This window comes from Lactobacillus acidophilus (genome assembly GCF_034298135.1).
Classification (GTDB): domain Bacteria; phylum Bacillota; class Bacilli; order Lactobacillales; family Lactobacillaceae; genus Lactobacillus; species Lactobacillus acidophilus.
In genome coordinates, this window is record NZ_CP139575.1 from 1874831 (window position 1) to 1888901 (window position 14071).

The window sequence follows — 14071 nt, forward strand, 5'->3', positions numbered from 1 at the left end:
TTTATAGTTTACCGCTTTTTCACTTGTGGATAACTTTTGAAAATTAGCTAGAAAGGATGCTAAAAAGAAAAAAATTTTTATATTTTTGAATAAAAAATCTCACTTTGTGAAGCATTACGAGCGCTTTAATATCAAGCGATTAAGGCCAATTTTATATTTTTAATCACAATAAAGAATAAAAATGTGGAAAAAGTTCAAAATAATACTTGCAATCTGTGGATAACATGTTATACTTATAAATGTAAAGAATTAGCACTCAACGCACTAGAGTGCTAATAGACTTAAATTGATTGGGAGTGTTTATATATGGCATACTTTGATAATGATTTTGACAATTTATTTAACGAATTAAATAGCTCATTCTTTAACGATGATTTTGGAAGCAGAAGAAGCGATAATAACGGCAATTCTGGTTCTATTCCTATGAACTACTCAAGTAACATGAGTTCTTCACCACGTACTATTCAACAAAATCCACAACAACCAAATGAAAAGCCAATTGGTGTAGATTTAGTTGAAGAAGCTAAGAACAACAAGTTTGACCCAGTTATTGGTCGTGATGAACAAATTGATAACGTAATTGAAATTTTATCAAGACGTAAGAAGAATAATCCTGTTTTAATTGGACCTGCTGGTGTTGGTAAGACTTCTATCGTAGAAGGTTTGGCTGAAAGAATTGCCGCTGGTAATGTTCCAGCTAAGATGGCTAACATGCACATCATTTCAGTAAACATTAATGATATGGTTGCTGGCTCAAGTCTTCGTGGTAGCTTTGAAGAAAGATTAAAGAAAGTTATCGACAAGGCTAAGAGTGACCCTAACATTGTTTTATTCATTGATGAATTACACAACATTGTTGGTGCAGGTTCTACTGATTCTGAAAATAACAACGGTGACGCTGCTAACATTTTGAAACCAGCTCTTGCAAGCGGTGAATTAAAGTTAATCGGTGCTACTACTACAAGTGAATTCCAAAGAATTGAAAAGGACCCAGCTCTTTCACGTAGATTCCAAGCTGTTCAAGTTCCAGAACCTTCAACTGATGTAGCTATCAAGATTTTGGAAGGCTTGAAGAAGAAATACGAAGACTACCACCACGTAAAATACACTGATGACAGTCTTAAATTAGCTGTAGAATTATCAGAAAGATACATTCAAGGTCGTTACTTACCAGATAAAGCTATCGATTTGATGGATGAAGCTGGTGCTAAGAAGGCTTTGCTTGTACAACCAACTGATGAAAAGAGTCTTAAGAACCAAATTAGTGCTCTTGAAGCTAAGAAGGCAGAAGCTGCTAAGGCAGAAGACTATGACAAGGCTGCTGAAATCAAAGAAAAGATTGCTAGCCTTGAATCACAATTAAAGAGCGTAGATAGCAAGAATACTCCAGAAGTAACTGCAAAAGATATCTACCAAATTATTGAACAAAAGACTAAGATTCCTATGAGTGAACTTCACGCTGATGAAGCTCAAAAGAACTTAGACTTGGCTAAGAAATTAAAGAAGAACGTTATTGACCAAGATAGAGCAATTGACGTAATTACTGACGCTATCGCTCGTAAGCAAATCTTCAAAGACAGCGATCGTCCTACTGGTTCATTCTTACTTACTGGTCCTACAGGTGTTGGTAAGACTGAACTTGCTAAGCAATTAGCTATTCAATTATTTGGTAACAAGGAACACTTAATCCGTTTGGATATGAGTGAATACCAAGATGAAATGGCAGTTAACAAGTTGATTGGTTCTGCACCAGGTTACGTAGGCTATGGTGAAGGTGGTCAATTAACTGAAAAAGTTCGTCACCAACCATACTCATTGATTTTGTTTGACGAAATTGAAAAGGCTAACCCACAAGTTTTCAACGCACTTCTTCAAATTATGGATGACGGTCGTTTGACTGATGCACAAGGTAGAACTGTATCATTCAAGGATACTATCTTAATTATGACTTCAAACGCTGGATTCTCAGACAAGTTGCTTGAAGACGGTAAAGTTGATCAAGACAAGTTAATCTCAGCTCTTGAAAACTACTTCAGACCTGAATTCTTAAACCGTTTGGACGCAATCGTACCATTCAACTCACTTACTGAACAAGACATGGGTAAGATTATCAACATTTACTTGAAGAAGATGTCACATGTACTTGCTAAGAAGGGTGTAACTGTTGAAGTTTCAGATGAAGCTAAAGAATTCTTGGCAGAAAAAGGTTATGACAAGAAGTTCGGTGCTCGTCCACTTAGAAGAGTTGTTGAACAAAACCTTGAAACTCCAGCTGCTAAGTTAATCTTAAGAGAACCTGACACTAAGAAGATTGAATTCACTGCTGACGACAAGCACTTATACTTGAACGGCAAGGCAATCTTTGACATTTCTCCAAAGGTTGAAGAAAAAGTTAAGGAAGACGAAGCTAAAGCTGAAGGCAAAAAAGAAGACTAATTAATTAGTTAATATTAAAAAGATATTCCCTCGGGAATATCTTTTTTTATGTTTTGGAAACTTTTCTTTTTATCTAATTAGCTGTATTCTGGATAAAAAGCTTATTGGAGAATTTTTTATGTCTAAACAAAAAGAAGAAAATGAATCTTGGGGCAGATTTGTCCTTGATATTGTGATTATTTGGGCCGTTTTGATGGGAATCTTTTTCCTGCTCTTTCGTTTTGTATTGAGTAACGATACTGTATCTGGCCCATCAATGCAGCCTAGTTTTGAGAATGGTCAACGTTTAATTTCTGTGCGTCATGCACAAATTAAACGTGGCGAAGTAGTCATTGTTAAAGCACCAGATGAACCAGGAGCTTTATACATTAAGCGAGTTATTGGTATGCCTGGTGAAAAGATTGTCAGCAAGAACAATCAAATCTATATTAATAACAAAAAATTGTCTCAACCATGGTTGACTCAAGGCAAAAAGATGATTGATGCTGGTAGCGATACATTCTATTCAGCTACTCAAAACTTTACAATGAAATCTCTTGCTCGATCACGCCAATTCCAGCAATATTACACTAAGTCACAATTGAATTATATTAATAAATATAATCGAATTCCTAAGGAAACATATTTTGTGATGGGTGATCATAGAAGTGTTTCAAAAGATAGTCGTTATATTGGAACGATTAAGCGTAAGAATGTTGTAGGTGTGGTAAAACTAAGATATTGGCCACTTAATGAATTTAAGATTTATTAAATTAAAAGTGTCTGGGAAATAACTAATCCTCAGATACCAAAAGACGATCAATCCAACTCTTGATTTGAGTTGCTTGACCGCCTTTTTTATTTTGCATAAAGAAGATTGGACCCGAGACCATCTTCTGTTCCAATATTTGCTTAAATTCATCATTATGAAGGCTATTCCAACATCCGTTTCAACCTTCTTTTTGCCTCTTAAATGAGTTCGGCGTATGCCAAAGATGTTCTTCAAATGTCCAAAAATTGGCTCCACATCATACTTTCTCATACTATAGATGTGTCTGCCCTCAGGACTTTGGAGAACTTCTTTAGCTTTTTCTTTTAAATACTGCCAGTTGGGATTGTAGCGTACTTGACGTTGTCGGCCGCTCTTGGTTTTAGCTAAACGCTCTAATTCTGGCGTCAGTTGAAACTCATCTGCTTCATAAACCTTAAAATCACGAACCTGGTCAGTCGAGCGATCTTTGCGCCGGCTGTAATATTTGAAATTGAATCGGACTCCATTTTGATCTAGATAGTAATCATCCTTTTCATCATAGAACCAGTTAGCCAGCCTAGTTGGATCACTACGATATTTTCTGGTCTTTTCCTTTTCATACATGGTGTAGGGAATGTAGTATTTTTTGTCTGGATGTTCTTTTTCTAGCATAGAATAATTGTCCTCGCTGCCATAACCAGCATCGGCGACAATCTTATCAAACTTATCCAGCGTGGACATCTGCTTTAAAAATGGTTCTAAAGTTCTGAAATCAGTAGGATTATGATATAAAGCAAAGTCAACTACATACTGATTTGTAGTAGCTGCTTGAATATTGTAGCCTGGCTTAAGCTGACCGTTCTTCATATGATCTTCTTTCATATGCATGAAAGTCGCATCGTGGTCGGTCTTGGAATAACTATTGCGGCCAGCAAAGATTTCTTCTGCTTCTTCGTATTTCTTCATTCTAGGAACATAGTCTTTCCTCAGTTTATGAAGCAGCTTTTTAAGCCTGCGTCTTCTTGCTTTTCTAGGTGAACCACCAGGAATAGCCCTGGGCTCTTGTTCAATTTTTTTAGTCAGCTTTTCAATTTCTGCTTCTGTTTCTTGTGCTAGTTCTGCCAAGCCTTGACTAGTCCGGACTTTCTCTTGAGCCATTGCTTTGACTACTTCCTTGGCGATCAGTTCATCATAAAGCTCAACTGCTTGGCCTTTTAGCTTTTTATGAAACTTTTCAACTGCTTTGCGCCAAACGAAAGTATAGCGATTGGCATCGGCTTCGATCTTAGTACCATCGATAAAGACAGCACCTTCATTGATTAGACCTTCTGCTTCTAAAAGATTCGTAAAATAAAGAAAGCTTTTCTTAACCAACTCATTGGCGTGATTGCTAGATCTAAAGTTATTGATAGTATGGTATGAAATCTTTTGATGGTCTGCTAGTACCATCATAGGCACATTTTCTTCCAGCATTAATTCAATTTTTCTGCCTGAAAATACTCTTCTAGAATATGCGAAAAGTAAAATTTTAAGCATCATGGCTGGATGATAAGCAGGGCGGCCTGTTTTAGCAGTTTTTCCTAGCAAGACATCTTCAGGAATGGAATCCACAAACTGGCTGATGATATTAGCTAAATGATTGCTAGGAATAGTAAAGTCCAGATTAAGTGTTAAAGCAGTTTGACCTGTGATATAATTTTGATACATTAAGATTGCCTTCTTTCATTTTTGTTTTGTGGTGATTCAATAATATCAAGGAAGGCACTTAAAGTATAGAAAAAGAACGATGAAATCCATTAGGAGATCATCGTTCTTTTTTCATATCCGAGGATTAGTTATTTCCCAGACACTTTTTGCGTGTCATTCAATATTTAGTATAATGAAAATATACAATTCGGGTGAAGAGATAAGAATTATGAATAGAAAAATAATGGATTTAATTGTCAAAATAATTTTAACGATTTTAGCTGTAGTAGCTGGGATTTTAACTTTTACATTGCAATGGCCAGGCAGATCAGCTATATTAGCTCCAACTTACGGCATTTTATATTTTGTCGCTGCAGTTACTTTTTGGCTTGAAAATAAGAAAATATGGGCACGAGTAATTATGATCGCTGCATTAGTAGTAACAATGATTTTAACTATTGCTCAATCTATTGCTGGTATTCCTTTGGGCATTTTTCAAGGAAATGGCGTGATTTTTTCTGGTTTGATTGTTTTATTTTCTGCTCCTGCTATTTTAGGATTAATTTATTTTAATTTAGATGCTCATCACAGTACTTTAGATTTATTAATGGTATTTATGCGTATAATTCTTAATTTCGAAGTAGGAATTATTGCGGTTATCTTGATTGTGATGTTAGAAGTAAGTGGAGAAGCAATATGGTCTTTGCCATTATGGGGACAATATATCTTGGTCTACAGCATTATGCTTTTGGCAATTTTAGATATTGTTTATGCAATTATTAATTGGTTTAATTTTTATCGCGGGAAACTTGCCTGGATTACTACAATTTTAATGGCGATAGAGATTGCAATATGTTTACCATTGTTCGGTATGCCAAGCGTAAGTTCAATTATTTTTACCTTGATAGCGATAGTTATTTTAGTCTTTACAATTTACTTGAATAATCGGATCAAAAATAAAAAGTGATTGCGTTAAAAGTAAGTAGGCTTTATAATTCAAAACAAAAAAGAATTTTAATGGAGCGTCTGTTTCATTGCAGATGCTCTTTTTTTCTACGATAAGGAAGGTGTGAAGTAACTGTGAATGAGAATACAAAACTAAAACGCGGATTGAAAAGCCGTCACGTTACAATGATTGCAATAGGGGGTGCAATCGGAACAGGTTTATTTTTAGGTTCAGGTTCAGCCATTCATAGTGCTGGCCCTTCAATTATTTTGTCCTATTTAATTGTGGGAATTATTACTTTTTTCATGATGAGAGCATTGGGTGAGCTTATTTTAGCTGATCCTGATAGCCATTCATTTTTAGAGTCAATAAAAAAATATTTGGGTAAGCGGGCTGAATTTGTAGCAGGCTGGACTTATTGGGCATGTTGGCTTAGTTTAGCTATGGCTGATCTAACTGCAACAGGTATTTATTTACGTTACTGGTTTCCCTGGTTACCACAATGGGTGGGTCCACTTGTAATCGTTGTATTGCTCATGTTAATCAACATGGTTAATGTAGGATTATTTGGTGAACTTGAAAGTTGGTTCTCAATGATCAAGGTAATAGCGATTATTGCTTTGATTGTAGTAGGGGCCGTAATGATTATTTTCCATACACCGGTTAAAGGCGGAACAGTATCATTAACTAATTTAGTAAGTTATGGTGGTTTTTTCCCTACAGGTGTTTGGGGATTCTTATTATCATTTCAGATGGTAGTTTTTGCTTTTGTTGGAGTAGAAATTGTGGGACAAACAGCTAGTGAAACAGCTAATCCACATCAAGATATCCCTAAGGCAATAAATACTTTACCAGTAAGAATCGGACTTTTCTATGTAGGTTCAATGATGGCAATTATGTCAGTTTATCCTTGGAATCAAATTAAGACTACCTCAAGCCCATTTGTTCAAGTATTTACAGGAATTGGCGTTACAGCAGCTGCTGGAATTCTTAATTTTGTAGTTTTAACAGCAGCATTATCTGCTACAAATAGTGCTATTTTTTCTACCAGTCGCTCACTTTATTCACTTGCTCGTAACGGGCATGCTCCTAAAAAGTTGGGTAATCTTACTAAAAAGGCAATCCCAATGAATGCTCTTATTACATCGTCATTGATTTTGTTTGTTGTAGTAATTTTGAACTATGTAATGCCGGCAGAAATTTTTGCTGTAGTTTCCACCGTTTCAACAATTTGTTTTGTGATTGTTTGGATTATGATTATGTTTACGCATATAGTTTATCGTAGACATAATAAAAATAATCTTGGTGAATTCAGAATGCCAGGTTATCCGTTAACTAGTTGGTTAACCATTGTTTTTTATATTGCTATTTTAATTTTGCTATTTTTTATTGAATCAACTAAATTAGCTTTGATTATTTCAATTGTATTTGTTTTGATCTTAACAGTTAGTTATAACTTTGTGTCTAAAAATACTAATAATTAAAATATTTCCTAGGCAATTTTTTCATACTTAAAGGGGGATGTGTATGGCGAAAAAAGCACCTGAATTAAAGCGGTCGATGACTGCTGGACAAATGGAAATGATCTCACTTGGTGGGGCAATCGGAGTAGGTTTATTCATGGGGGCCAGCTCAACGATTAAATGGACAGGCCCTTCTGTATTGTTAGCTTATATTTTTGTTGGAGTAATTCTGTATATTGTTATGCGAGCTTTAGGGGAGATGCTCTACATTGATCCAGGTACCGGATCGTTTGCAGATTATGCCTCTGAACATGTTCATCCAATTGCCGGCTATTTGGCTGAATGGGCAAATGTTTTTCAATATATTGTTGTAGGAATTTCTGAAGTTGTAGCAACAACTGAATATTTACGCTTTTGGTGGAAAGGTACCTCTGACTGGATTGCCGGCATCATCATTATTTTGTTTTTGTTAATTGCTAATTTGGCTAGTGCAAAGGCATATGCAACTCTAGAATTTTGGTTTGCAATGATTAAGGTAGTTACGATTACCTTAATGATTTTGCTAGGGCTAGCAGTTATTCTTTTTGGTTTTGGTAATGGTGGTCATCCGGTAGGCTTTTCTAATTTATGGAGTCATGGTGGGTTCTTTACTGGCGGAATAAAAGGTTTCTTCTTCTCAATGGCCATTATTGTAGGATCATATGAAGGAATTGAGTTAATCGGTATTTCTGCGGGAGAAGTTTCAGATCCACATAAGGCAATTATTAAAAGTGTAAAGTCTGTCTTATGGAGAATTTTAATTTTCTATGTTGGAGCAATTTTTGTAATTGTAACAATTTATCCATGGAACAAATTAGATAGTATCGGTTCACCATTTGTAACTACTTTTGCTAAAGTAGGTATTACAGCAGCAGCTTCAGTAATCAATTTCGTAGTTTTAACAGCTGCATTATCAGGAGCTAACTCAGGGATTTATTCTTCAAGTAGAATGCTTTATAAATTGGCTCATGAAGGTGAAGCACCTAAGACTTTTGGTTATATTTCAAAGCGAATTGTACCAAGTCATGCAATCATTGGAATCACCAGTGGTATATTGATTGGTTTTATGCTGAATGTTTTGGCACAATTTTTGAATAAATCATTAGCTAATATTTTCGTAATTGTTTATAGTTCATCTGTTTTACCAGGAATGGTTGCTTGGTTTGTAATTTTACTTGCTGAGTTACGGTTTAGAAGAAAGAATCCGGATTTAATGGAAGATCACCCATTTAAGTTGCCACTTTATCCATATTCAAATTATTTTGCTTTAATTATGTTGGTAGTGATTGTAATTTTTATGTTTATTAATCCAGAGACGCAAATTTCTGTTTCAGTTGGTGCACTTGTATTAATTGTGGCAGCAATAGTTTATGTAATTAAGCATCGTAAAGAAAATTAAAAATAGTTGTGGACATCAAGGTTAAAAATAATCTTGATGTTCTTTTTTTAGCAAAGGATACACAAGAATATAAAACAATATATTTTGCCGCAATATTGCTGTCCACAAGGGTTAGAATAGATAATAGTTATAGTTTTAATTCAAATTTAGTATTGTACTTTTAAGGCTAATTTCTTTATAATATTAAGCACATACTAAAAGTAAGTGAGGGAGTCGGTATGAATAAACCTATTATTGGTATTTCTGGTTCAGTAATTATTGATGATGGCGGCATATTTCCTGGGTATCATCGTAGTTATGTGAATGAAGATTATGTTGATTCAGTTGTGCAAAATGGTGGTGTACCATACATCATTCCATTTACTGAAGATGACAAAGTAATTAGAGAACAACTTAATAATGTTCAAGGCTTGATTCTTTCAGGCGGACATGATGTTGATCCACGTTTTTATGGCGAAGAACCACTGCAAAAGATTGGTGCAACTTGGCCTGAACGTGATCATTTTGATATGCGTTTGCTTAAATTAGCAGAAGAAAATGGAATCCCTGTACTTGGAATCTGTCGTGGTGCGCAAATCATTAATGTTGCCCATGGTGGAACGCTTTACCAAGATTTATCATACCGTGATGGCTTAACTTTAAAGCACATGCAAGGTCATACACCTAGCTTGCCAACTCATGGAATGAAAGTAAATGCTGATAGTAAATTGGCTGAAATTTTAGGTGAAACGGAATTCAGAGTTAATTCATTTCACCATCAATTAATTAAGGATGTCGCTCCAGATCTTATGGTTTCAGCCACTGCCCCAGATGGTGTGGTTGAAGGCTTAGAAAACAAAAAGGGAAATGTTATTGCCGTTCAGTGGCATCCAGAAATGTTACATCGCAATCCTGATGTTGCTTTTATGAATAATTTATTTAAGTTTGTAATTGATAATGCAAAGTAAGAAGTGAAATATAATGAATGAGAAAACAGGAGATAAGTTAGGCTTTTGGTCTATTGTATTGCTGGCTATCAACGCTATCATTGGTTCCGGAATCTTCTTAACACCAGGTAGTGTTGTTCAACAAGCTGGTTCTAAAGCTTTGATTGTTTATTTTATTGCTGCAATTTTTGCTGCTATTTTAGCAATTTCATTTGCTGCTGCATCAAAATATGTGACTAAGTCAGGTGCCGCATACGCTTACTCTAAAGCTGCCTTTGGCAAAAAAGTTGGTTTTTATATGGGTGTGTTGCGTTACTTTTCAGCCAGTGTTGCATGGGGTGTTATGGCTGTCGGAGTTATTAAGTCAACAATTTCTATTTTTGGTGGCGATCCAAATAAAGCATTAAATGTAACAGTTGGTTTCTTAATCTTGATGGCAATCATTACAATTATTAACTTATTTGGTCAACGCGTATTAAAGTGGGTTATGAACTTAGCCACTATTGGTAAGCTTGCAGCCTTAGTTTTAATTATTATTGCCGGGGTAATATTGTTAATTACCACAGGTGCTTCAAGCAATTTGGCCGAAGTTGATCAAATCACGCAAAACGGTCAAAAAATTGTACCCACTTTAACTACCACTACTTTTGTAATGGCTATTGTTTCAGCCTTTTATGCATTTACTGGTTTCGAATCAGTCGCTTCGGGTTCAGATGATATGAAGAATCCAGAAAAGAACTTGCCACGCGCAATTCCTTTAGCTATTTTGATTATTGCAGTAGTTTATATCGGTGTTGTTGCAGTTGCAATGGTGCTTAATCCTAAAGCCCTTATGACGACTAAACAAGTTGTCGCAATTGCTGCTATTTTTAATAATGAAATCTTGCGTGACATTATCTTGGTGGGTGCACTTGTATCCATGTTCGGTATTAACGTAGCTTCTAGCTTTAACGCACCACGTATTTTGGAAGCAATGGCTCGTGAAGGTCAAATGTCAAAGGCTCTTACTAAGAGAACTAAGAATAACTTTCCAATTAGAACTTTCTTTATTTCTGTTGGATTGGCAATCTTAATTCCAATGGCTTTTGAATATAATATGGTTAACTTGATTACTTTGAGTGCGATGGTTAGATTCTTGGGCTTTATCGTTGTACCGATTGCGGTTATTCAATTCTATCGTGGTAAGACCAAAGAAGAAGTTTTAAAGGCTGACAAGAATGCCTGGACTGACGTTGTTGTGCCAATCTTATCGATTATTATTGTTGTTTTCTTGTTAATTGAATATAACTGGCAAGCACAATTCGGTATAACAAACGCAGCAGGTCAAGTGGTTGGCGTTAACTGGTATGCAATTGCTATGATGATCTTTGGTTTTGTCCTTTTGCCATTAATTATGGCTTGGATTTCAAGAAGAGAACGTAAATAAAAAGTGAAAAAATAGTTGTATTGAAGAGGATGTAGTCCTCTTTTTTGTTGCATAAAAAATTAAAAACTTTTTTGTGCAAAGTTGTTGACTTACAAAAAGTAAGATAATATACTAAATCTATTCAACGAACCTGTAGAATAGATTGAAGAGGAAATATGAAACTTTTAGAAAGTAATTTAAAAATAAATAATGCAGTTTTATATTTTAACAATGATGGATGTTCTCTTTGTTATACCGAAAAGAAAGTTATCCATGATCTAGAGAAGAATATGAAGCAGCAAATACCAATTTATTCAATTGATGCACGTAATCAGAAAGATTTAGTGAAAAAATACGAAATTTTATCCGTACCAAGTATCGTTTTTATTAAAAATGGTCAAAAGGTAGATCAGTTTAATAAATATTTAAATGGCAAACAAATTGAAACAGTTTTTACTTATTATTTCGGGAGTTTAGACAATGACTAATAAGAAACAAGAAAAAGAAAACAAGTTACACATAATTAATGTTAACAATGATGATAGTTTAAGTGCTGGTATTTGTGGACCTGATGGATGCGTTTTGGATTGGTCTAAGGCAGATAAAGGTGAAAAACATGAGTGAAGTAAATGAATTTCGTAATGAAGCGTATGATCAGGTAGTTAAAATTGGAAAAACGTTGGGAAATGTATCACGTTTAAAAATTTTAGATAATCTAGTTCAAAGTAAAAAATCTGTAGAAGAATTAGCTAGAGCAGTTGGCTTGAGTATAGGAACTACTTCTAAAAATTTACAACTTTTGAAAAAAGTTAACCTGGTTAAAGAAGAAAAAGAAAAGAACTTTGTTTTTTATGCAATTGCTGACCAAAAAGTTAAGCAGCTATTGACGCTTTTAATTGATATCAGTGAAGAAAATATTCCTGAGTTAAAACAGCTTCAAAAAGATTTAAAAAAGCATAATTCAAATTTGATTAGTCTATCGATACCAGAATTGAGAAATAAGATAAAAAAAGAAGATATCTATATTATCGACTTACGTTCGAAAGATGAATTTGATACGGGGCATCTTCCTGGAGCTCATAATATTCCATTCAATAAAATTGATGATGAAATGAATAAATTGCCTCGAGATCGAGAGATGGTTATCTATTGTCGTGGAAGACTTTGCCCATATTCGGATATTGTTGGGAATAAGCTAAAGATGGCCGGATATAACGTACAGACTTTTAACAATACAGTTTGGGAATGGCAACAAGCTGTTGAAGGTTAATGAAAATATAAGGGGAATAGATATGAAAAAATATGATGTAGCAATTATTGGAGCTGGGCCTGGTGGTATGGCGGCTGCGTTATATGCAGCAAGAGCTAATTTAACGGTAGCAATGATTGATCGAGGCGTTTATGGCGGACAAATGAACAACACTGCTGAGGTAGAAAATTATCCAGGTTTTCCATCGATTTTAGGACCTGAGCTTGGAGAAAAGATGTATCAAAACACTGTTAAGCAAGGTGTTAACTTTGTTTATGGGGATGTTCAAGGGATAGAAGTTAAAGACGACAAAAGAATCGTTAAATTAGGCAGTGAAGACAGTGACATTGAAACGAAAGCTGTAATTATTGGTACAGGTTCGTCTAATCGAAAATTAGGAGTTCCCGGTGAAGATGAATATTCGGGCAAAGGTGTTTCCTACTGCGCAGTTTGTGATGGTGCTTTCTTTAAGAATGAAAATGTCGTAGTTGTAGGTGGTGGTGACTCAGCTGTTTCTGAGGGACTTTATTTAGCTAACGTTACTGATAATGTAAATGTCATTCATCGACGTGATCAATTACGTGCTGAACAAGTTTTACAAAAACGTGCTTTTAAAAATCCAAAGATGGACTTTACTTGGGATAGTGAAGTAAAAGAAATCATTGGTGACGAAAATAAAATGACTGGTGTAAAGGTTCATAACAAGAAAACTGGAAAAGACGAGACTATAGATGCAAACGGAGCTTTTATTTACATTGGGAATATTCCAAATAGTGAACCTTTTAGAGACTTAAATATTACTGATAAAGATGGCTGGATTTTGACTAACGATCAAATGGAAACTGAAGTACCAGGAATCTTTGCAATCGGTGATGTTCGTAAAAAGAAATTACGTCAAATTATTACTGCCGTTAATGATGGTGGTATTGCCGGTCAAAACGCTTATGAATACATTCAAAAACTTACTGAAAATTAGTTAAGTAAACAAGGAGATAATCATGGAAATTAAATATTGGTCTGATATTGCTTGTCCATTTTGCTACATCGGTTCTACAAGAATGAAGAAAGCCATGAAAGAAGTGGGTATTTATGATGATACTAAGCTTGAATTAAAAGCTTTTCAATTAAATCCAATGGAAGCCAAAACTGCTAAAAGTGGCGAATATATAAATCACTTTACGGGTGGAAAAAAAGAGTTAGAAAATCGTGCTAGACAACAAATGGCATATATAACTGAAATGGCAAAGGGAGAAGGTTTAGAATTTCACTTAGATAAGGTTGTACCAACTAATACTATGGATGCACATAGATTGATTAAGTTGGTAGAAGCAAAGTACGATCGTGATTTAACTGAAAAGTTAATTGCTCGTCTTTACAAAGTTTACTTTACTGATGGAGAATCAATTGCTGATTTAGATGTCTTAACTAAGGCTGCAGTTGAAGTTGGAATGAAAGAGGATGAAGTTAAAAAGCTTTTAAATTCAAGTAAGTACCAAAGAGAAGTCGTTACTGATGAGTATGAAGCTGAACAATCTGGTATTCATGCTGCTCCCTTCTTTGTTATTAATAATAAATATGGTATTAGCGGAGCCCAACCATACGAAGTTTTTGTTAATGCATTAAGGAAAGTAAAAGAAGAGGAAGAAAAGTGAGAGTACTGTTACTCAGTATTGTTGTGCTACTTATAATAATATTATTTTTTAAATAAATTAATCATAAATAGCATGATGATATAGTAATAATATTAGTTCTTATCTAAATGAAAAGTAAAAATGCATCAGCTTACGCTGAT

The 14071-nt window shown here is 34.8% G+C and carries 13 protein-coding genes; 12 read left to right on the top strand and 1 reads right to left on the bottom strand.

Annotated elements, in window-relative coordinates; translation table 11 throughout:
* Positions 1-306: 306 nt before the first annotated feature.
* Both SO785_RS09050 and lepB read left to right on the top strand, forming a co-directional pair.
* Positions 307-2436: an ATP-dependent Clp protease ATP-binding subunit gene (locus SO785_RS09050; protein ID WP_011254615.1), complete on the top strand. Its 2130-nt coding sequence runs from the start codon at positions 307-309 to the stop codon at positions 2434-2436.
* A 118-nt stretch (positions 2437-2554) separates the two neighbouring features.
* Positions 2555-3187, top strand: coding sequence for a signal peptidase I (lepB, locus tag SO785_RS09055; RefSeq protein ID WP_003549558.1), 633 nt, complete (start codon positions 2555-2557; stop codon positions 3185-3187).
* Here lepB and SO785_RS09060 read toward each other — a convergent pair.
* On the bottom strand, positions 3149-4873 hold the full coding sequence (locus tag SO785_RS09060; protein WP_003549560.1) for an IS1182-like element ISLac1 family transposase: 1725 nt from the start codon (positions 4871-4873) through the stop codon (positions 3149-3151). The two genes, lepB and SO785_RS09060, sit on opposite strands and share 39 nt — an antisense overlap.
* Before the next feature lie 208 nt (positions 4874-5081).
* Here SO785_RS09060 and SO785_RS09065 point away from each other — a divergent pair, with 208 nt between their 5' ends.
* The 10 genes from SO785_RS09065 to SO785_RS09110 all read left to right on the top strand — a co-directional run bounded on the left by SO785_RS09065 (position 5082) and on the right by SO785_RS09110 (position 13931).
* A complete protein-coding gene (locus tag SO785_RS09065; RefSeq protein WP_015613432.1) occupies positions 5082-5819 on the top strand; it encodes a hypothetical protein in 738 nt (245 codons plus the stop codon).
* Between the two features lie 164 nt (positions 5820-5983).
* Positions 5984-7282 (top strand): amino acid permease, encoded by a 1299-nt coding sequence (locus SO785_RS09070; protein ID WP_156652504.1) that lies wholly within the window; start codon positions 5984-5986, stop codon positions 7280-7282.
* 43 nt (positions 7283-7325) lie between these two features.
* On the top strand, positions 7326-8699 hold the full coding sequence (locus tag SO785_RS09075) for an amino acid permease (RefSeq protein ID WP_003549564.1): 1374 nt from the start codon (positions 7326-7328) through the stop codon (positions 8697-8699).
* A 218-nt stretch (positions 8700-8917) separates the two neighbouring features.
* Positions 8918-9646 (top strand): gamma-glutamyl-gamma-aminobutyrate hydrolase family protein, encoded by a 729-nt coding sequence (locus SO785_RS09080; RefSeq protein ID WP_011254611.1) that lies wholly within the window; start codon positions 8918-8920, stop codon positions 9644-9646.
* 13 nt (positions 9647-9659) lie between these two features.
* Positions 9660-11051: an APC family permease gene (locus tag SO785_RS09085; protein WP_003549571.1), complete on the top strand. Its 1392-nt coding sequence runs from the start codon at positions 9660-9662 to the stop codon at positions 11049-11051.
* 155 nt (positions 11052-11206) lie between these two features.
* Positions 11207-11518, top strand: a complete 312-nt coding sequence (locus tag SO785_RS09090; protein ID WP_003549572.1) for a thioredoxin family protein — start codon at positions 11207-11209, stop codon at positions 11516-11518.
* Positions 11511-11654 (top strand): hypothetical protein, encoded by a 144-nt coding sequence (locus SO785_RS09095; protein WP_003549573.1) that lies wholly within the window; start codon positions 11511-11513, stop codon positions 11652-11654. Before SO785_RS09090 ends, SO785_RS09095 begins: the two co-directional genes overlap by 8 nt.
* Positions 11647-12300, top strand: coding sequence for an ArsR/SmtB family transcription factor (locus tag SO785_RS09100; protein ID WP_003549574.1), 654 nt, complete (start codon positions 11647-11649; stop codon positions 12298-12300). The genes SO785_RS09095 and SO785_RS09100 overlap by 8 nt, the downstream gene beginning before the upstream one ends.
* A gap of 22 nt (positions 12301-12322) precedes the next feature.
* Positions 12323-13255: a thioredoxin-disulfide reductase gene (trxB, locus tag SO785_RS09105; RefSeq protein WP_011254609.1), complete on the top strand. Its 933-nt coding sequence runs from the start codon at positions 12323-12325 to the stop codon at positions 13253-13255.
* A 22-nt stretch (positions 13256-13277) separates the two neighbouring features.
* Entirely contained in the window at positions 13278-13931 is a 654-nt protein-coding gene (locus tag SO785_RS09110) for a DsbA family oxidoreductase (RefSeq protein WP_003549576.1), read from the top strand.
* Positions 13932-14071 lie beyond the last annotated feature (140 nt).